This is a genomic window from Veillonellaceae bacterium (assembly GCA_012523975.1).
Classification (GTDB): domain Bacteria; phylum Bacillota; class Negativicutes; order JAAYSF01; family JAAYSF01; genus JAAYSF01.
Genome location: JAAYSF010000017.1, coordinates 1 through 20,662 on the forward strand (window position 1 = coordinate 1; position 20,662 = coordinate 20,662).

Genomic DNA, 20,662 nt, shown 5'->3' on the forward strand with positions numbered 1-20,662 from the left:
ATAAAGCCAATTACCACTCCTAATATCCCGACAATTACGGGTTCCAGAATACTGCTCAGTCGGCCGACCATATCGTCAACTTCACTCTCGTAAAAGTCAGCAATTTTTTCCAACATTTTATCTAGAGAACCGCTTTCTTCCCCGATAGCCACCATTTGAATAACCATTGGGGTAAATACCTTACTGGAGCCTAACGTTTGGGCAAGACCAATGCCTTCTTTAACATTGACTTGAGCCTTGCCTAAGGCGTCAACCATACTGAGGTTGCCCATAGTCTTTTTGACGACTTCGAGAGCACTTAGAATAGGTACGCCGCCTCTGACTAAGGTGCTTAGCGTCCGGCTAAAGCGGGCAATGGCGATTTTGCGGGCAAGTACGCCGAATATAGGCATCTTGAGAATTAATTCATCGACTGTTTTTCTGGCCTTAGGTTTTTTAACTGTTATGGCTAGTCCAATGCTAGAAAGCAAGAAGGCTATAAATAGCAGTAATGCATACTCACGGAGAAATTCGCTCAAGCCCATCAATATTTTAGTCGGCAATGGAAGTTCCATCTTCATACCAATGAACATCTGCATAAAAGTCGGTAATACGAAGGTAAGAATAAAAATTACTACAATGAAGGCCATTGACAGGACTACGGCCGGGTAAGTCATCGCCGACTTTACTTTTTCATTGAGTTTATGCTCTTTTTCGAAATGCGTTGCCAAGCGGCCTAAAACATCGTCAAGCACTCCGCCTACTTCACCGGCCTCAACCATGTTTATCATTATAGCCGGGAAAATATTAGCATGGTCGGCTAAAGCACGCGATAACATCTCGCCTTCTTTTACCTTTTTATAGACATCCTGCAAGGCAGTTTTAAGACGCGGATTAGTTGATTGTTCTATCAGGATATTTAGGCAGGCTACAAGCGATAGTCCGGCATCTACCATTGTTGAAAATTGACGACAGACAACAGCTAAGTCCTTTGTACTAACTCGATGTAGGTTTTCTAGAAGACCTTCTATAGAGTTAGAACTGCTCTTCTTTTTAATCTGAGTGACAAAATAGCCCTTTTCTCGAATGTAAGAAGCAACTGCTGCTTCGCTGTCGGCCAGGATGCTACCAGTCAGTAGTTGGCCGCTTCGATCCTTGGCTTTGTAAATAAATGTTGTAGACATGTCTACCACCTAATAAAAATATTGTTATAATCCGTTGACTAGGCGAACAAAAGTCTCTTGGTTTATGGCCCGGGCTAAGGCATCCTCATAGGAGATAATCCCCCGGCGGTAAAGATCCTTTAGCGACATATCCATCGATTGCATGCCAAATCTAGCGCCTGTCTGAATTACAGATACTAGCTGATGGGATTTGCCTTCCCGGATTAAGTTACGCACTGCCGGATTTACTGTGAGGATTTCTAAAGCGACTACCCTGCCATTTCCATCAAGGCGGGGCAGCAGTTGCTGACAAACGATACCCTGTAGGGTAAGTGACAGTTGGATTCTTATCTGCTGCTGTTGGTGAGGCGGGAAAACATCAATTATTCTATCAATAGTTTGGGCAGCATCGCCGGTGTGCAGAGTGGCAAAAACCAAGTGGCCGGTTTCGGCAGCCGTAACAGCTATACCGATGGTTTCGACATCCCGCATTTCGCCGACTAAAATTACATCAGGGTCTTCACGTAAGGCAGCTCGTAAAGCATTAGCAAAAGAAAGTGAATCTGAGTGAATCTCGCGCTGATTAACAATGCTTTTATTATGCTTATGCAGATACTCTATTGGATCTTCAAGCGTTATGATATGGCAAGAGCGCTCTTCATTGATCAGCTTAAGCATGGCAGCCAAGGTTGTTGATTTACCACTGCCGGTAGGACCGGTAACCAATACTAGACCACGATGCTGACGGGCAAAGGTTTTTAGTATTTCTGGGTGGCCAAGCTTGTCCAAGGTTGGTACCTGCTCATTGACAACCCTAATCGCAATCGCTAAAGAGCCCCGCTGGCGGAAGGCATTGACACGAAAACGGCTAACACCTTGAATAGCAAACGAAAAATCGAGTTCGCCGTTAAGCGCAAGCTTTTGTCGTTGCTCTTGAGTGGTTATTTCATCAAAGAAAGCCATAGTGTCGGAGGGTAAAAGTGCGGGCGATTCATAATGCACTAGGCTGCCGTTAATTCGAAAAACTGGCGGTACTCCTACTGTGATATGAATATCGGAGGCATTCCTTTCGACTGCTGTTCTGAGTAAGGCTTCCATCATCATGCGTTATCCCCCATTAAACGCCCGCATACGCGACGCGCATGACTTCGGCGACAGTAGTTAATCCTTGTATTGCTTTATTAATGCCGTCTTCCCGCATCGATAACATACCTTCCTGCTTGGCAATGGTAGCAAATTTATCGGAAGAGGCCCCTTTATTGATAAGTTCGCGTATTTGGGTGCTAACCGGCATAACTTCATGGATCGCAATCCTGCCGTGGTAACCGGTATAGCCGCAGCTAGCGCAGCCTGATCCATGATACAGTGTTATCGGCTGATCCGGAGCTAGTCCTAAGAATAACCGCTCAACTGAATCAGGTTCGAGAGTATATGATTTACGGCATTCGGGACAAATCAATCGGACTAACCGCTGGGCAATTACGCCCAACACTGAAGATGCTACCAGAAAAGGTTCTACCCCCATGTCGGTAAGTCTGGTAATTGCCCCTGGAGCATCATTAGTATGCAGGGTACTTAATACAAGGTGCCCGGTAAGCGCCGCTCTCACAGCTATATCAGCTGTTTCACCATCGCGTATTTCGCCAACCATTACGATATTGGGGTCTTGCCGCAATATTGACCGTAGCCCGCTCGCAAAGGTTAAACCGGCTTTAGGATTAACCTGAACCTGGTTGATACCGTCTACACGATACTCGACAGGATCTTCTACTGTGATGACGTTTTTTTCCGGCGAGCTTATTTCCGATAATGTTGAATAAAGTGTCGTTGTTTTACCAGAGCCGGTAGGACCTGTAACTAAAATCATGCCATAAGATTGCGAGAAAAGTCTTCGGTAGCGATATAGATTATCGGAGGAAAACCCAAGCTTACTAATATCTAAAATAACGGCCTTTTTATCAAGAATACGCATAACTACCTTCTCACCGAGAATAGTCGGCAAGGTAGAAACCCGAATATCAATATCCCGTCCGGCGTCTCTTATCTTGATTCTGCCATCTTGCGGCAAACGTTTTTCGGCAATATCCATTTCAGCCATAATCTTTATTCGGGATACGATAGCAGCATAAATATCTTTCGTAAAACTGGATATTTCACGCAAAATACCGTCGATCCGAAACCGGACGCGGAGCGTTTTGTCTTGCGGCTCGATATGTATATCACTTGCCCGTTCACGAACAGCCTGACTAAACAACGAGTTAACCAAGCTGATTATTGGCGCATCGTCGGCTGTTTGAAATTCGGTCATTGTTTGATAGTCTTCAGGCTTAAGCTTATTTACGGCTTTATCTACTAAGTCCTGAACACCATAAGCTTGGCTTATGGCCCTCATTATTTCCCGTTCAGCAGCAATGACTGTGTCGATTTCACAGTTAGTAACCATTCTTACGTCATCAATCGCGTAAAAGTTAGTTGGGTCGACCATCGCCAACGTGAGTTTTTTTCCTTCGCGCTTAATCGGAATTATTTGATAGCGTTCAGCCAGACTTACCGGTATGGCAGCAGCAACTTCTTTGGTTATTGGCAGATTGGCTAAATCAACGTGCGGCACACCAAGCTGAAATTCCAAAACCTCAATCATACTGTCTTCAGATACATAACCAAGATTGAGCAATACCCTGCCGAGACGTTCATTGGTTTTCTGCTGTACGCTAAGAGCCTTATCCAGTTGTTCTTTAGTAATTATTCCTGCCTCTATCAGCAGATTACCTAAGCGCTTTCGTCCTTTAAACATTTCACACCGCCTTGACTATTAAAACCTATCATAAAGAATAGAAATGAACCTACCCTCGTCAACTGCTGTTAAAATAAAGATGTAAAACTGATAGATTAAAAAAGCAACCGCAGACATTCAATAAATAAAAATATCGTTTGGTCGGTTGCACTACTTGCTCAGTCCAGGCTAAAGTGCCCATATTTGACCATGAACTTCATTGCACCCTTTTATTTAATTGGTATTATATAAAATTCGTACAATATCGTGGTTTTCCTGCATATTAAACAAATTATGGATATTTTTCTGAATTAAGTTGAGAATTTATTGACAATCTCATACATTGTTTGACGTGGCGCCTTTACTCCTGTCCATAACTCAAAGGCAATCGCAGCCTGTTCGACCAGCATTCCATCTCCCGTAACTATATCATGGCCTCGTTTAGCGGCAGATGTTAGAAACATGGTTCGATATGGGTTATATACTATGTCACAAACTACTGCATGTTTACTTACTGTCTCCCAAATGACAGGAGGCTGTGAATTTAAATTTGGGTACATTCCTAGGGGCGTAGAGTTTATCAGTATATCTGTCTCTTGTAGATAGCTGCCGAAGCCGTTATCCTGCCAAGTCATTCCGGTAATTCTGGCATCGTTGAAGCTTTTAGCAAACTCAATAGCTTTCCTGTCATTGCGGGCGCCAGCAATTATCTTTCGGGCACCATGATTCAGCAATCCGCATACGATGGCTCGTGCTGCCCCGCCTGCCCCCAATATTGCAACCTTGGCATTATGGATTTTTGTCTTCTTAATTAATAATGCATTCACGAACCCTTCTGCATCGGTATTATAGCCAATACTTCTCCCGTTTTTTATAACTACAGTATTAACAGCTCCGATAATCTTTGCATTATTATCAATTTCATCCAGATAAGGCATTATTGCTACTTTATGCGGTATTGTTACATTTGCGCCTGAAAAACCCAAAGCTTTTAAACCGATTACTGCTGATTCTAGGCTTTCGGGCTGTGTCGGCAAAGGTATATAAGTATAATCAAGGCCACAAACCGCAAAGGCCGAATTATGGATAGCCGGCGATAGAGAATGCTCAACTGGCCATCCTAATATGCCGACTAGTTTTGTTTTGCCTGTAATCAATGGTTTTTCCTCCAAGTTACTTTAGTAGGCCTTTAGCTTTAAGGATACGTACTGTTAGTTTCTCAAGCTGTCGGGTAATTTTTGTGCCGATAAACTCGCGTGAACTTAATGGCTTTACCCAAATAGTATACATGCCGAGGCGGTTGCCACCCAAAATATCGGTGTATAACTGATCGCCGACTACTGCAACTTCTTCAGGGGAAAGTTCCATAATGAGGGCGGCCCGTTTAAAACCGTTTTTAGCAGGTTTATACGCCCGTGAAATAAAAGGAATACCGAATAGTCCGGCTATTTCATTAACTCGTTTATTACGGTTATTTGAGACCAGACAAATTTTTAAGCCCTTGCTAATAAGATTGTGTATAACTTCAGTCTCTTTTGGGCCCATGTTTGGGCTATCCCAAGGAATGATGGTATTATCAAGGTCAAAGATCAGGCCGCGTATACCGCTTTCGATTAACATCTCAATATTAATATCCTGCAGCGAGCCGATAATTAGGCGCGGACATAACAAGTTATACAAGAGAAACCCCCATCTGTATTTTCAAATATTATTTTACAACACGAGCTGTGAGAAAGATCACAACTTCAGTATCATTGTTGCTGTTATGACTGCTTTGAAATAGCTTACCGAGAATTGGGAGGTCACTTAAAAAAGGAACCTTGTTTTTCATCTGCGATTCATCGTTACCAATCAGTCCGCCGATTACCAGAGTTTCGCCGTCTTTCATCCGGACATTAGTTTCCGCTTCGCGAGTTGTAATACGGTAGGCTTTGATTGAGTCTACCAAGGAAGGTGAACTGACTTCTGTGCGTACTTTCGCTGTAATGAGGCCATCCGTATTAATAACTGGCGTATAGGTCAGTTTAATACCGGCATCAATATAGTCAATCTTGGTTGTTGTTTTTCCGGCGCTATCAGTGCTTTCAACGGGAACAGGAACACGATCACCGATTAGAATACGGGCTTCTTTGCCGTTTATGGTCATAACTTTAGGCTGAGCCAGCATTTTAGCGTTGCCATTGCTAATCAAAGCGTTAATTTTAGCCTGATAGTAAAATTCATAGGGATAGCCTTCTGGATTTCGACCAAAACGAATTATACCTTTATGACTATCACGTGTAACAGTTGTTTTTGGTACCATTATAGTAGACTTACCGTCCTCTGTCGGCACATATTCATATTCGTGGGTTACCTCCGGAAATTGCGGAGTAGCCTCCCAAGACCAATCTATACCGGTATCTTTAGAGTGAGTTTTGTTAATGGCTACAACCTTAGCCTCTAGTTCAACTTGCTGCTGAGGAACATCCAAAGTAGCAAGTATGGTTTTCACGCGGTCGATTCCTGTGATTGAACCGCTGATTACCAGAGAGTTAGAGGTATTATCAGCCTCAGCTTTTAGTTTTAAATCAGTCAGTAACGGCTTTAATGCTGTTTGAATATCGCTAACTTGCGCATAGTTAAGTTTAAGAACTTCTGTTGCGCCGATATCGGACGGCTCAATGATTACTGCATTGTTAATCTTTCGATAGGACAAGCCTTTTGCGCGGGTAACAAGATTCAGAGCTGTTTCAAAACTGACATCTTTAAGCTTCATGGTTACTTTACCTTTTACAGAATCATCGACGACGATATCGACACCGCCAATGGTTGCAAGCGTGTATAATACAGTACGCAAATCCTCATCCACGAAATTAATATCAAACGAAGTAGAGTTTGCACTACAAAGATTGGGTACAAGCAGTATTATAAGTGCGCTTAGTATTATTATCATTTTATTTCGCATTTTTGGCTTCTCCCTTATGTACCGTATCGAGGTTAAGGACTTTTGGACCGCTCGGACCGTGAAGCAATACGGTGTCATCCGAAATTGCTGCTACTTTATAGGTTCCCAAAGAATCATTTATTTGATAAGATTTGCTTTTGCCAGCAGAGTGGATTACTGCCAATCTCATATCCGGGGATGTAATAATTCCTGTAAGTCGGAGGCTTGGTAAGGCTTCTTTAGGCAGGACGGATCCCTGAATAACAGATGGTGTGTCAGACGGTAAATTCTTAGGTGTTAAATTCGAGGGACTAACTTTATTAGCATTTTTGGCAACCATATCGGGCGGCAAAGCAAAGGGATTACGTGTAACTTTTTCATTCTGATATCCGTTGGGCATTACCGGCTTAGAATTAACTAGCCCACTTTGCTTAATTTGTTTAACCTGCTGTTTTACTGGTGATACAGATGCCGTTCCCGCTGGTTCGGTTGATGTTGTTACATAATATGTAAGTAAAACTATAAAAACGCCGATAAAAATCTTTAAACGTCGATTGGGCGGGCATTCTTTGCCTGATAGTTTTCCGAGCTTTAACAAGCAACGCTCACCTCCAATATAATAATTTAAATAAGAAGGTATTATGTATTCAACAGCTCGATTCAGATTACCTCCAAGATTAAGAGAGACAATTATTACCTTCACGACAGGTTATCGAGGCTACTCCGATAATGAATCGCCTCACCAATATGCGCCTCATTGATAACATCTATGTTATTAAGGTCAGCAATAGTTCGGGCTACCTTAACAATACGGTCATAAGCTCTGGCGCTCAGTCCCATCTTATCAAAAGCTGCTTTAAGCAGATTTTGAGCGCCAGGTGTCATGGAACAAGTTTGCTTGATATGCTTATGGCTCATCTGAGCATTGCAGAATATCCCAAACTGTTCTAGGCGATTATGCTGAAGCTTTCGGGCTGCTTCAACTCGCTGGCGAATTTGTGCTGATGTTTCAACTAGGGAAATATTGGTCATCTCATCATACTGCAGTCGAGGTACATTTATATGGATATCAATTCTGTCCAGCAAGGGCCCAGATATCCTTCGTACATAGCGATTAATATCGCTGCTGCTGCAAGTGCATTCGTGGATAGGATCGGTCAGATAACCACACGGACACGGATTCATAGCAGCAATGAGAATGGATTTTGCAGGATAAGAGAGTGAGGCGTTAACCCTAGAAATGGTAACTTGTCCATCTTCAAGCGGCTGTCGCAGAACCTCCAGCACCATTCGGGGAAACTCAGGCAGTTCATCAAGAAATAGTACACCATGATGGCTGAGTGTTACTTCGCCAGGTCTAGGTATACGCCCTCCACCGATCATGCCAGCGTGAGAAATAGTATGGTGTGGATTTCGAAATGGCCGTGTTGCTATAAGCCCGCCAATTTTTTGCATTAGTCCAGCTACACTGTAAATTTTAGTTACCTCAAGTGATTCGCGTTCGGTCATCGACGGCAGTATCGAAGGAATGCGCCGCGCTAGCATTGTCTTGCCCGAGCCTGGCGGGCCAATCATTAAGACATTGTGACCGCCCGCGGCTGCGATTTCAAGTGCCCGCTTGGCAACTGATTGCCCTTGAACGTCGGCGAAATCTTCATAGGTTATTTGTTGAGCGGGACTGGGTTCTTTAAGTGACGGGTCTAATATTTGCTCACCTCGTAAATGCAATACTAACTGATTTAGGGAGGTCGGTGAGTATACTGTCAGATTACCAACTAACAAAGCTTCTTGAGTATTATCCGGTGCAACGAAAATTTGTGTAACACCACTTTCGGCACAATTTATTGCGATTGGTAAAGTACCAGAAATTCCTCGTAGTTTTCCGTCAAGCGATAATTCACTCGCAAATAGTTTTGATTCTAAAACCTTTAGGTTTAGATAACCGCTTGCGGCTAAAATTCCGACAGCTATTGGCAAATCGAGACCAGAACTATCTTTTTTGAGTTCGGCTGGCGCAAGATTGATCGTTATCCTTTTTGCTGGGAACTCAAAGCCTGAATTTTTTATTGCTGCTCGTACCCGCTCACGAGATTCCTTAACTGCGGCATCCGGCAGCCCAACGATATCAAAACTTGGCAGCCCATTAGCGATATCTGCTTCTACAGTAATTATAATACCGTTAAGACCTAATGTAGTTGAGCCTAATGTTTGTGCAAACACTGGTTCTACCTCACTTAACCGCTTAGGAAGCGTTCTGGAATTTAGTCTAACTGCCAAACGCATTTACGATATGATTGCAGCTAGGATTCTGATGCTGTACCAAAAAAACTTCTAATATATCAAAGCGACATGGGCCGTAAGGCTTTCGTATCATGTTTAGATAATATAAGGCAGTCTTAATAATTTTTTGTTGTTTTTTATGGGTAACGGCCTCTGCCGGAGAGCCAAACAATGTGTTTCGCCTAGTTTTTACCTCAACAAAAACAATTACGCCGCAGTGTTCAGCAATGATATCAATTTCACCGGTTTTACAGCGAAAATTTTGGGCCAGGATTTTATAACCGGAATGCTGTAAAAAAGCAGCGGCAGCTTGTTCGCCTATGTTGCCAGTTATTATTCGATTCACATGCAGACACCTCGATACCTATATTCCCTAAAAAATTACAACTTCCTGCCTAAAATGGTATGAAGTTGTAATTTTTTACCGTTCTACTACATCGGCGATATATAGTCTTGGATTCTTGGACAGGTCAATCTCTAATAGCTTATTCATATGACGTTTATTTTCGTCCATTATAATGCGCACAACGGGTTTGGTTTTACTATCACGTGATATATCAACAACTACTCCTAATTGATTGTTATTTAACCGTACGACTGAACCAATTGGGTATATTGCGATGTTTTCAGTGAACTTACTAACCAAGTCAGCATCAAAGTAACTTCCGGCAGCTTTAGAAATTATAGCTACAGCCTCATACACCGGCATTGCTTTACGGTAAGTGGCATCAGATGTCAAAGCATCATAAACATCGGCTATAGCCACAATGTGAGCAAACTGGTGGATATCACTTCCTTTGAAAGCACGGGGATAGCCGCTGCCGTCATAGCGTTCATGATGCTGAAAGGCACAATGGGCAGAAACTAGGCTTATATCTGGGTTTTTGCGAAGAATTTCAAAGCCTAAGTACGGGTGTTTTTTTATTTCTTGAATTTCATCATTGGTTAGTCTGCCAGTTTTATTAAGTAACTCCGCGGAAAGTTTAGTTTTACCGATATCATGAAGCAAGGCTCCTACACCTAAATCTCGTAAACGTAATTCATCATAACCAAGGCTTAGGCCTGTCATTATAGCTAACACGCAAACGTTAACCGAATGGCCAAATAGATAATCATTTTGAGTACGCATATCAATAAAGCTAACTAGTGTGCCATGATTGCGGCAAAGCTCGTCTACAAGAAGATTTGCAACCTTTTTCGCTTGGTCTGCATCGACACTTTTACCTACTTTTACGCCTTCGATGATGTTTTTTGCTGATACAATTGATTCAATTCGAGTCTTTTCATTAATTACATCTGGAATATCAATATCATCGGTAAGTTCATCTTCAATATATATGTAAGTTACGTCCAATTCGCGCAGACGTCCAATGAACCTATCCTTTAGCTCGATACCGGCATTTAATAGTATCATACCGTCTGCGCTGTAGAGCGGTTTTGCCAGCTTCATACCAGGAGTTATATTATCGAGTAGAATACGACGCATCTAATTCCTCCTATTTTTGCCGTTTTCCCAACCTTTGGTCGACACGGTATACATATGCCAATATTTCAGCAACAGCTTGATATAACTCAGGCGGAATTTCTCGATCAATATCAACTGCCATTAACATCCCGGCCAAAGTTTTATTTTGATATATTGGGACAGAATTTTGTTTGGCTGAGAAAACAATCTTATCGGCAATATAGCCGGAGCCCTTTGCGACAACTTTAGGTGCAGCATTTTTTGCATTATAACTAAGGGCAATGGCTTGCATGGTCTTTTCTTCATTTTTGCTCATGAAAACACCTGCGCATTATTTTACTTTTATATCTGTTAATTTCAAAGTTGAGCTGGATAAACGGGTTTCAATTTCAGGCAAATATTCGGTAAATACATTTGCTGCGCTGTTTAAGGAGAAAGCTACACTGACGTTAATAAGGTTTTCCTGGTATAACCGAAATACAATATCGACAATACCAATGTTCTCAGTAGACAAGCAAACCCGCAACCAAGTTTCCGGTGTTTGTTGACGCCGCTCTCCGTCCTCCTCCTTAGCGTCTTGGTAGACATGAATGTACGCTGGATAAGGCTTGGTAGCATTTTCAAAATACAGAGGTATGGTTACACTAAATAGCTTCTGATTAGTGGCAGTAGCCCCTGTTTCTTCGCTACCAGCGGTATGAGTTTGCAATGATGTTGCTAGTTGCTGCAATATATCGGACGACTTTTGCACTTGCTGGGTATTCATATCTAACCAAGGCAAGGCATTTTTGAGCTTTATACTAGCCCATAGCATTATGAGCTCTGGTAATAAGTTTTTTTCAGCAAACTGAACTAGGCTTTCAGGTGCTGTTTTCGCAAACATTACCAAGATTTCTTTAATGGTCATATATTGTGTATCAGGAAATTTTTGATTAAATGTCTTTTGTATAAGCTGCTTCAAATTAGTATTCTCGCTTATGTATTTAGCAAGCAACAAAAAGCTACTTTCGGAAAGTAATTTACCTAAATTGGAGTCTGCTTTAAGCAATGGCGCCCAAAAATCATCTAAAGTCTGTATATAAACCTGTGATTTTTGCTGTTCTAGCGTAAAACTTTCTTTGATGACTTGAGCATCCTGGATAGCCGCTATAAGCTTGAAGAGTTTATCAGCAGCAGTTTTTTGACTACTCGCCAAAGCAGCAAGCCCCTGTAAAAAATTTTCCGGAGCAGCTGTATTTTGCTGAATAACTTTAATCGCGGCGTCTTTTAAATTGACAGGTAATAAGTTGATAAGATTTTCCCGATTACGGATGGATGTCGCAATTTCTTTTAACAAACTGTTAACAGCTTGTTCAACCGAAAAATGAGTCTGCTTAACTAAAGTAACACCAGAACTATTATTGGAATCGGTTAGTTGTTGGTTATTTTGAATATTAAGGCTAGCTAATGCATTATCAGAAGACGGAAGGCTAATCTTCATAATCTTTCACCAACGTTTTTATCGGCTCAAAACTCTGCCGATGTATTGGGCATGGTCCATGTTCTACAAGCGCAGCAAAATGTTCGGCAGTTGCATAGCCTTTATGACGCGCAAAACCGTACTGTGGATATTCGAGGTCATAGCGATCCATAATTCTATCCCGTTCAACTTTAGCTATTATCGAAGCTGCCGCGATCGATGCACTCAAGGCATCACCATTAATAATTGATGCGGCATAGATATTTAAATCTGGTAGCGGAACTGCATCAATAAGTACAGCATGGGGGGCAGGATTTAACTGATCAACTACCTCATACATTCCTTTAACCGTTGCCTGATAAATGTTAATTTCATCAATCGTAGCTACATCTACGATCGAAAAAGCCGTTGAGATTGCACTTTGTTTGATCTTGTCATATAATAACTCGCGTTGTTTCGCGGAAACTTTTTTAGAATCATTTAGTCTAGGCAGGTTAAAATTGGCTGGTAAAATTGCTGCGCCTATAACTACCGGGCCAGCTAACGGACCCCTACCGGCCTCATCAACACCGGCAATCAATTCAAAGCCTTGCTCGTATAGTGAGCGCTCAAACTTAAAAAGGTCGTATAGCCTTTTTTGTTCTAATAGCGTTTGGGCTTGGCGGCGTTCCCACTTTTTAATGAGCTGAGCCACACTAATACGTGGATCTTGTTTTAATAAAGTTATTAACTCTTGTGAGACAGTATCACTTTCTAAAAGCTGTGAAACATTTGCCACAGTCATGTTGGCAATTTGCAATATTAACCCTCCGTGAATCTTTACGATATAAATATCTGATTATTGGTTATTTATTTATATTCTTGAAGTATGTCCAAATCCCTGTTATGGGATAAAAAAAGACCGCTTTGTAGCGGTCTAAGAATCTTACTCTAGTTTGTCTAAGGTAAATTTGCCTAATTTACCATTACGAAATTCGTTTAATATTATCCGATTTACTTTTTCATAATCGACTATACCGCCGCTACGTAAACAGCCGCGCTTAGCGCCGATTTGATTCAGTATTTCTGATGGCTCCTCCGGAAGCGGCTCTTTAAGGTTATAACGTTCTATTAGTCTGGAACCATAATTTTCCCGCAAATAAAGGATGAACTTTGCAATGACCTGTTCCATATCGTAAACCTCATCGTTTATCGCTCCTGTTACTGCAAGATTAAAAGCAACATCGGGATCTTCCAATTTTGGCCAAAGCACGCCTGGAGTATCCAGGAGTTCTAAGTTGCGGCCAATCTTAATCCATTGTTTACCGCGGGTAACGCCAGGTTTGTCTGCTGTTTTGACGACAACATTGCCCAAGAGCCGATTAATTAATGATGATTTACCAACGTTGGGTATGCCTAAAATCATGGCTCGTACAGCCCGTGGCTTGAGACCTTTAGCTTTAAGTTTTTCAATTTTCGGACTCGCGGCCTGTTCGACCTTAGAAATTAGAGTTTTAGCACCTTTACCGGTCACTGCCTCAATAGCGACTACCTGCAAGCCTTTACTCTTAAAATGAGTACTCCATCTTTCAGTCCACTCCGGTTCTGCGAGGTCAGCTTTATTGAGTGCAATAACACGCGGCTTATCGAGAACAACTGAACTAATCATTGGATTTGAACTGCTTACAGGAATACGTGCATCTAATAGCTCGATGACGACGTCGACTAATTTTAGGCTTTCCTGGATCATCCTGTGAGCTTTAGCCATATGACCAGGAAACCAATTAATTTTGATATCTTGTTCCATGGTATCACTACTCTCTAACGGAAATTACAGTTCTAAAAAAATTGAGATGGCCATTCAATTGTGCTAATCGCCATGACACGCTAGATAAATGGTCATAGTTATTGCGAACGCGCAACGCAGGTGGCAATCTCATTTTAATGTCAATAGTTTGGCCTTAGGGAAGGGATTTTATGTGGTCAAGCGGCCAGAAAATCATTACAGCTTTACCTTTAACAAGATCATAAGATACGAATCCGACATCACGGTATCTGCTGTCCTCGGAATTGTTACGGTTGTCGCCCATTACAAAAATATGCCCATCCGGTACTGTTGCCAAATTATATGAACCACGTGTTTTATCCAATATGTATGGTTCGTTTAATAACTGACCGTTAACAAAAACGCGTCCATCTTTAATTTCAATTGTATCACCGGGCTCTGCGATTACCCGCTTAATAAAGTCTCGGCTTGGGTCACGAGGATAGCGAAAAACAATTATTTCACCTTTAGTCGGTTTGTTGAATCGATATATAAACTTATTTACAACAAGCCTTTCCCCGTTTTGCAAGGTAGGACGCATGGACGGACCTTCTACCATATATAATTCGACAATGTAATGTCTGATAAAGAATGCTAAAACAACGGCAATCAGAATTGAAACTATCCAATCCTTGACTTCTTCACCTAAGCTTGAGCTTTTCACTTATTATCCCTCCTGCCGTAAAACCTGTGATAACGCTTATTTACTAAGAGCAGTTCATTTAAATAAAAATGAATAAAGGGACTGCAAACAGTCCCTTATACAACCTAGCGTCTTTCTTTGATACGTGCTGCTTTACCAGTGAGGTTGCGCAGGTAGTACAATTTAGCACGACGAACAATGCCCCTACGAGTAACTTCAATTCTGTCAATACGCGGGGAATGAACAGGGAAAGTACGTTCCACACCAACATTGTAGGACACACGTCTTACAGTGAAAGTTTCACGAACACCGCCGCCTTGACGATGAATTACAACGCCTTCAAAAACCTGGATACGTTCACGATTGCCCTCAACAACCTTAACATGCACGCGAACTGTATCTCCAGCTCTGAATGAAGGGATGTCTTTTCGAAGTTGTTCTTGTTCTAATGCTTGAATAATGTTCAATGTAGTTCCTCCTTATACTAGACGTTCATAACCCAAATAGTATTTTTTAGAAATATCAGGCAGAGGACCGTCCGTTTTACACCGTAAAAATTTTATCATATCATCCTAGGAAACTCAAGGAATATTTCATTTACTCCACCAATTTTCACCTAATAATCTATCTAAAATAATTGCTACCGCAGCGCGAACAGGCAAATGGTTATAATCACAAGGACCGTAGATTGGTTCCAAGATATAGTCAAACATTTTCATGACTGACCTTTCCATTCCCCAACCGGTACCAAAAAGGAGTAAACAAGGTTTATTGCCGCTTGCAATATCGTTACGTACCTTAATATAAGAGACCGTATTATCAAACTTACGTGCGTCAGTTGTAATAATTACAGGATGCTCACCTTCAGCATTTTTTATGAATTCTACAGCTTTCTCAATATCAGGCATAATTTTTAGAATACTAAATGCTTCTTTGCGGTCAGGGTTATACTGACTGCCGTACCCATCCTGCCAGTAGCTTATTATATTCCGAGCAAGTTCGGCCTGTGATTCCAAGGGGTGAATTATAAAATATTGCTTAATATCATAGGTTCGCGAAGTACGGGCAATATCGTGAATATCAAAGTTAGTTATCGCAGTAGTGATGATTTCGCCATTTTTATTATAAATTGGGTAATGTACTAAACCCAGATATACAGGAGCTGACATTTTAGCCTCCCGACTGTTCTTTAATAACCTCAGCCAATAATTTGGCGTCTTCTGAACTTAATTCAGCATTTTCCAAGAGGTCCGGACGACACTCCAAAGTTTTTTTTAAGGACTCTTTTTGGCGCCAGCGATTTATCTTAGCATGATCGCCCGAAAGCAAAATGTCTGGCACTTTCATGCCGTTAAATTCGCGAGGCCGTGTATATTGCGGATATTCTAGTAATCCATTATAAAAAGAATCATGCGGAGCAGACTCACTACTGCCTAAAACGCCGGGCAGCATTCGGGCAACAGCATCTACAACTATCATAGCAGGCAATTCCCCGCCTGTTAAAACATAATCGCCAACCGAAATGGTTTCGTCCACTAAAAATTGTTTAACTCGCTCGTCAATACCTTCGTAATGGCCGCAGATAAGGATTAGATGCTCATAATGTGCAAGGTCCCGCACCTTAGCTTGATCTAGGCGCTGACCACTAGGGCACATCATAATAATACGTCGGTTTTTAGCTGTGCTTTGACTAGCGATATTCTCAACAGTCCTAAAGATAGGTTCTGGTTTCATTACCATACCTGAACCGCCGCCAAAGGGGTAATCATCGACAATCCGATGTTTATCGAAAGTAAAATCACGAGGATTGGTAACAGAGACCTTTAAAATATCTGCGTCGCGGGCGCGTTTGATTATACTGTGACCCAATGGCCCTTCAAACATCTCTGGAAATAAGGAAATAATATCAATAATCATGTTATTCCCATTCTTCCTGTAATTTTACCGTCATCCTGCCACTCGGGATGTCAATTTTTAATACAACTTCTTTCAAAGCAGGTATGAGGATAGGCTTTTGATCTTCCTGTTCCGTAACGTACACGTCATTACTGCCGGTCTCGAGAATATCAGTTACTATGCCGAGATATTCTCCGGACTCAGTATATACCTTTAGGCCGATTATATCGAAATGGTAGAAATGCCCTTCAGGTAAAGGAACAACATCTTGGCGGTTTACATGAAGGAGCTTGCCTCGTAATTTCTCCGCATCATTCATTGTATTGACGTTACGGAATTTTACCAGTACAAACTGTTTATGAAATTTTGCGTTTTCAACATCGAGCGCGCTGCCGTCTTCAAGTACAACTCTTTTGGTTTTGGCGAATCTTTCAGGAAAGTCCGTATGGGGGAAAACACGAACGTCACCCCGCACACCGTGCGGGGCAACGATTTGACCAATGACAATCAGTTCATTTCTCATAGTTAGCTGCGAAAAGAGATTACTTTGCCATTCTCCAGCAAAATCTCAGTATTGACAATTTTGTTTAAATCATCGCCAATGCGTACTTCGACAATCCTTTCGAGCGTTCCTTGAACGATTTCGGCACCAATTTCGAGTTGCGCTGTTTCTTTTAGTTTTTCGACCATATGGTTTTTAAAGTCGAGACGTTTCTGCTTCTCAGCATCAATTTGCTGACGAAGGGCTACTAAACCTTGTGCATCTTGTTTAGCCTGTTCAGCCATAACACGTTTGGCATGAAAGTCAATTTGCTGAAGTTCCATGTCGGCTTTTTTCAAAGCGTCCTGAATTTCGGCCGCCAATTGTTGTTTTAAGTCTTCGGTTACTTTGGCTTTAATGGTAACCGGACATTTTAAGGTTATGCTATCCATGTTTAGTCCGCCTTTTCATCAGATAATTTCGATTACGACTCTCTTATTAGCGCGAGTAGCAGCAGCCTTGACTACTGTCCGCAAAGCTTTAGCGATGCGGCCTTGCTTACCAATAACTTTTCCCATATCTTCAGGAGCCACGCGCAATTCATATACAGTAGTGTCTCTATCAATAGACTCTGTTACGTTAACTTGGTCAGGGTTCTTAACCAGCGATTTGGCGATAACTTCAATAATATCTTTCATAGTTATCACACTTCTTTCTTAGTGCGCTTTAATTCATCCCACTTTTTCATAATGCCGACTTGACTGAAAAGAGCTTTAACTGTATCAGTAGGTTGTGCACCTTTTTTAAGCCAATCAATAGCTTTTTCTTCATCAATATTGACAATAGCCGGATCTTTTGTGGAATCGTAATTACCAAGAATTTCGATAAAACGACCATCACGCGGAGAGCGTGAGTCAGCAACTACTACACGATAGAAAGGGCTTTTTTTAGCACCCATCCGGTTTAAGCGAATTTTTACTGCCATGAACATTCACCTCCTTTATAGAGTCTCCTTTATATTTTAGAAAAATACTTAACGCATGAAGGGAAGTTTGAAACCGCCCAGTGATTTTTTTCCACTTTTTTGCATGCTTTGAAAGCGTTTCATCATTTTCTTAGCTTCAGCAAATTGCTTTAATAATTTGTTTACGTCTTGAACTTTAGTACCGCTGCCGACCGCGATCCTTTTACGGCGGCTGCCGTTGATTATCGCCGGATCGCGACGTTCTTTCTTAGTCATGGAACGAATGATAGCCTCAACCCGCCCAAGTTCTTTTTCGTCAATTTTGGCATCCTTTAGCTGATTCTTAATATTACCCATACCCGGGAGCATTGATAGAACTTGTTCAAGCGGTCCTAATTTTTTAACCTGCTGCAGCTGATCCAGGAAATCATCAAGTGTAAAATCCTCTTTACGAAGCTTTTTCTCCATTTCCTTGGCTTGTTCCAAGTCCATGTTGGTCTGCGCTTTTTCAATTAAGCTGAGGACATCACCCATACCAAGGATTCTTGAGGCCATACGGTCAGGATGGAATGGTTCCAAAGCATCAAGTTTTTCACCCATGCCTGCGAATTTTATCGGCTGTCCGGTAACTGCTTTAACGGAAAGTGCAGCACCACCACGAGCATCGCCGTCAAGCTTAGTTAAAATTACTCCGTCAAGTCCTAGATCATTATTAAAGGATTCAGCGACAGTAACAGCATCTTGACCCGTCATTGCATCGACTACCAGTAAAATTTCATGGGGCTTCACAGTTGCTTTTATTGCTTTAAGCTCCTGCATTAATTCCTGATTTATATGCAGGCGGCCAGCAGTATCAATTATTATTAGATCTCGCGCGTGAGAATTAGCATATTCGATAGCTTTTTCGGCAATTTCAACCGGATTTTTATTGTCTTCGATTGTAAAAACTGGTAGTTCTAATTGTTCGCCTAATACCTGCAACTGTTTAATAGCCGCGGGGCGATACACGTCAGCGGCTACCAATAATGGCCGCTTGTTTTGCTTCTTAAGTAAAAGGGCTAATTTGCCGGCTGTTGTTGTCTTACCTGCCCCTTGCAAGCCGACAAGCATTATAATTGTCGGCGGGCGCGAAGATATTGTAATACGGCTTTGAGTTCCACCCATGAGGTTAGTTAGTTCTTCATTTACTATCTTAATTACATGCTGACCCGGAGTAAGACTTCCCAAAACTTCTTGGCCAACAGCTCGTTCCTTTACTTTTGTAATAAAATCTTTTACAACTTTGAAGTTGACATCTGCTTCTAAAAGAGCCATCCTAACTTCGCGCATTGCATCATTTACATCGGACTCAGATAATTTGCCTTTGCCCCGAAGCTTTTTAAACGTCTGCTGCAGTTTATCGGCTAATCCCTCAAAAACCATACTACACCCCCTTTTGCCAATCTATTAGGTCATCCAATCTAATCAGCGCCTGGTTAATATCTGGATTTCGTTTTAATTGTAAGGGCAGACCTTTTAATAAACTATAAACTTCCCGTATATATTGCTGCTCACGTCGACAACGCTCAACTAGTTGCAGCTTATATTCATATTCTTCAAGAGTTTGTTCAGCGCGCCGCAGGATGTCATGAACAGCTTGTCTTGAAACGTTAAATTCACTTGCTATTTCTGAAAGAGAAAAATCATTTAAATAGTGCATTTCTATGCACTGTCGCTGCTTATCGGTCAGTAAGGCTCCATAAAAATCAAATAAAGGACCGATGCGAAGAACTTTATCCAACATTTTTCTCACCTGCTTGCTGACAAGGTAATTGCCTTTACATTTAATAGTATAATTAACCTAATAAGATATGTCAAGCATTATTACTTGTCAGTTAAAAAACTTTACCTAGAACTTTACCCCTTTTGATTAAGGAATAAAGCCTTAGCAAACTCGCTCGGTATGAATGGGCGCAAGTCGTTAACGCCTTCCCCGACCCCAATGAGTTTGACCGGTAAATTAAGCTCTGATTTTATAGCTACAACTACACCGCCTTTTGCTGTTCCGTCAAGTTTAGTAAGCACGACACCAGTAATATCACAGGCGTCCGAGAAGATTTTTGCCTGGCTTATAGCATTTTGCCCGGTAGTGGCATCAAGAACGAGAAGGGTTTCATGCGGAGCATCGGGCAGTTCGCGAGTAATTACTCGTCTAACCTTTTTTAATTCATCCATAAGATTTGATTTGGTGTGAAGTCGACCGGCGGTATCGATAATAAGAACGTCCGCTTTCTTTGCCTTAGCAGACTGAACGGCATCAAAAGCAACAGCAGCCGGATCGGAGCCGTGGGAATGCTTAATAACTTCGGCTCCGATTCGTTGGCCCCAGATTTCAAGCTGCTCAATAGCCGCAGCACGAAATGTATCACCAGCCGCCAAAACAACTTTAGCACCATGCTCCCGATAATAATTACCTAGTTTCCCGATAGTTGTCGTTTTGCCTACCCCATTTACGCCTACCACCATGATCACAGTAGGTGGCTGGACTGCGCGAAGTAACTCAGTAGAGCCCTCGCCAAGAATAGCGCTTATCTGCCTTTGCAAAAATGGTTTCAGATCGTCCGGTGACTGAATTTCTTTAGCTTTTATTCCTTTACGAACTTCCTCAATTAATTTAGTTGTTGTTTTAACACCTACATCAGCCGAAAGTAAAACGGCCTCAAGGTCATCAATAAATTCGTCATCGATTTTAGCATAGCCGATAACAAGTTGTTCGATTTTTTCCGTAAAACTTTTACGCGTCTTCTCTAAACCTGCTTTTAACTTATCAAAAAATCCCATGATAACCTCCTA

At 41.7% G+C, this 20,662-nt stretch carries 25 protein-coding genes and 1 riboswitch; all 25 genes read right to left on the reverse strand.

Annotated features, from left to right (window positions below):
• The coding region (locus GX348_02355) for a type II secretion system F family protein (protein NLP41029.1) at positions 1-1,163 on the reverse strand (1,163 nt) is incomplete at its 3' end.
• A gap of 24 nt (positions 1,164-1,187) precedes the next feature.
• Positions 1,188-2,246, reverse strand: a complete 1,059-nt coding sequence (locus tag GX348_02360) for a type IV pilus twitching motility protein PilT (GenBank protein ID NLP41030.1) — start codon at positions 2,244-2,246, stop codon at positions 1,188-1,190.
• Positions 2,247-2,259: 13 nt separating this feature from the next.
• On the reverse strand, positions 2,260-3,936 hold the full coding sequence (gspE, locus tag GX348_02365; GenBank protein ID NLP41031.1) for a type II secretion system ATPase GspE: 1,677 nt from the start codon (positions 3,934-3,936) through the stop codon (positions 2,260-2,262).
• Positions 3,937-4,066: 130 nt separating this feature from the next.
• Positions 4,067-4,152: riboswitch (cyclic di-GMP riboswitch) on the reverse strand.
• A 74-nt stretch (positions 4,153-4,226) separates the two neighbouring features.
• Positions 4,227-5,072 carry a shikimate dehydrogenase gene (locus tag GX348_02370; protein NLP41032.1) on the reverse strand — a complete coding sequence of 282 codons (846 nt, stop codon included), beginning with the start codon at positions 5,070-5,072 and terminating at the stop codon, positions 4,227-4,229.
• A gap of 16 nt (positions 5,073-5,088) precedes the next feature.
• Complete coding sequence (locus GX348_02375; protein NLP41033.1) at positions 5,089-5,595, reverse strand: YqeG family HAD IIIA-type phosphatase; 507 nt, start codon at positions 5,593-5,595, stop codon at positions 5,089-5,091.
• Between the two features lie 28 nt (positions 5,596-5,623).
• Positions 5,624-6,859, reverse strand: a complete 1,236-nt coding sequence (locus GX348_02380) for a type II and III secretion system protein (GenBank protein ID NLP41034.1) — start codon at positions 6,857-6,859, stop codon at positions 5,624-5,626.
• Positions 6,849-7,436, reverse strand: coding sequence for a hypothetical protein (locus GX348_02385; protein ID NLP41035.1), 588 nt, complete (start codon positions 7,434-7,436; stop codon positions 6,849-6,851). Before GX348_02385 ends, GX348_02380 begins: the two co-directional genes overlap by 11 nt.
• A 101-nt stretch (positions 7,437-7,537) precedes the next feature.
• Positions 7,538-9,058 carry a YifB family Mg chelatase-like AAA ATPase gene (locus tag GX348_02390; GenBank protein NLP41036.1) on the reverse strand — a complete coding sequence of 507 codons (1,521 nt, stop codon included), beginning with the start codon at positions 9,056-9,058 and terminating at the stop codon, positions 7,538-7,540.
• Between the two features lie 46 nt (positions 9,059-9,104).
• Positions 9,105-9,464, reverse strand: a complete 360-nt coding sequence (locus GX348_02395) for a YraN family protein (GenBank protein ID NLP41037.1) — start codon at positions 9,462-9,464, stop codon at positions 9,105-9,107.
• Positions 9,465-9,539: 75 nt separating this feature from the next.
• Positions 9,540-10,604, reverse strand: a complete 1,065-nt coding sequence (locus tag GX348_02400) for an HD-GYP domain-containing protein (GenBank protein NLP41038.1) — start codon at positions 10,602-10,604, stop codon at positions 9,540-9,542.
• Positions 10,605-10,614: 10 nt separating this feature from the next.
• Positions 10,615-10,899, reverse strand: a complete 285-nt coding sequence (locus tag GX348_02405) for a flagellar biosynthesis (GenBank protein ID NLP41039.1) — start codon at positions 10,897-10,899, stop codon at positions 10,615-10,617.
• A gap of 15 nt (positions 10,900-10,914) precedes the next feature.
• A complete protein-coding gene (locus GX348_02410) occupies positions 10,915-12,063 on the reverse strand; it encodes a hypothetical protein (protein NLP41040.1) in 1,149 nt (382 codons plus the stop codon).
• On the reverse strand, positions 12,053-12,841 hold the full coding sequence (locus GX348_02415) for a ribonuclease HII (GenBank protein NLP41041.1): 789 nt from the start codon (positions 12,839-12,841) through the stop codon (positions 12,053-12,055). The genes GX348_02410 and GX348_02415 overlap by 11 nt, the downstream gene beginning before the upstream one ends.
• Before the next feature lie 126 nt (positions 12,842-12,967).
• A complete protein-coding gene (ylqF, locus tag GX348_02420) occupies positions 12,968-13,828 on the reverse strand; it encodes a ribosome biogenesis GTPase YlqF (protein NLP41042.1) in 861 nt (286 codons plus the stop codon).
• Positions 13,829-13,982: 154 nt separating this feature from the next.
• A complete protein-coding gene (lepB, locus tag GX348_02425; protein ID NLP41043.1) occupies positions 13,983-14,510 on the reverse strand; it encodes a signal peptidase I in 528 nt (175 codons plus the stop codon).
• A 104-nt stretch (positions 14,511-14,614) separates the two neighbouring features.
• Positions 14,615-14,956 (reverse strand): 50S ribosomal protein L19, encoded by a 342-nt coding sequence (gene rplS, locus GX348_02430; GenBank protein NLP41044.1) that lies wholly within the window; start codon positions 14,954-14,956, stop codon positions 14,615-14,617.
• Between the two features lie 126 nt (positions 14,957-15,082).
• Entirely contained in the window at positions 15,083-15,658 is a 576-nt protein-coding gene (locus GX348_02435) for an RNA methyltransferase (protein NLP41045.1), read from the reverse strand.
• A gap of 1 nt (position 15,659) precedes the next feature.
• Positions 15,660-16,406, reverse strand: coding sequence for a tRNA (guanosine(37)-N1)-methyltransferase TrmD (gene trmD, locus GX348_02440; protein NLP41046.1), 747 nt, complete (start codon positions 16,404-16,406; stop codon positions 15,660-15,662).
• Between the two features lies 1 nt (position 16,407).
• A complete protein-coding gene (gene rimM, locus GX348_02445; protein ID NLP41047.1) occupies positions 16,408-16,908 on the reverse strand; it encodes a 16S rRNA processing protein RimM in 501 nt (166 codons plus the stop codon).
• A 2-nt stretch (positions 16,909-16,910) separates the two neighbouring features.
• Positions 16,911-17,318: a 16S rRNA processing protein RimM gene (locus tag GX348_02450; GenBank protein NLP41048.1), complete on the reverse strand. Its 408-nt coding sequence runs from the start codon at positions 17,316-17,318 to the stop codon at positions 16,911-16,913.
• Positions 17,319-17,336: 18 nt separating this feature from the next.
• A complete protein-coding gene (locus GX348_02455; GenBank protein ID NLP41049.1) occupies positions 17,337-17,564 on the reverse strand; it encodes a KH domain-containing protein in 228 nt (75 codons plus the stop codon).
• A gap of 5 nt (positions 17,565-17,569) precedes the next feature.
• A complete protein-coding gene (gene rpsP / locus GX348_02460) occupies positions 17,570-17,851 on the reverse strand; it encodes a 30S ribosomal protein S16 (GenBank protein ID NLP41050.1) in 282 nt (93 codons plus the stop codon).
• 48 nt (positions 17,852-17,899) lie between these two features.
• The gene (gene ffh / locus GX348_02465; protein NLP41051.1) at positions 17,900-19,252 is read right to left on the reverse strand and encodes a signal recognition particle protein; all 1,353 of its coding nucleotides are present in this window, start codon (positions 19,250-19,252) and stop codon (positions 17,900-17,902) included.
• Position 19,253: 1 nt separating this feature from the next.
• Positions 19,254-19,613: a YlxM family DNA-binding protein gene (locus GX348_02470; protein NLP41052.1), complete on the reverse strand. Its 360-nt coding sequence runs from the start codon at positions 19,611-19,613 to the stop codon at positions 19,254-19,256.
• A 113-nt stretch (positions 19,614-19,726) separates the two neighbouring features.
• The gene (gene ftsY, locus GX348_02475; protein NLP41053.1) at positions 19,727-20,650 is read right to left on the reverse strand and encodes a signal recognition particle-docking protein FtsY; all 924 of its coding nucleotides are present in this window, start codon (positions 20,648-20,650) and stop codon (positions 19,727-19,729) included.
• Positions 20,651-20,662: the final 12 nt, after the last annotated feature.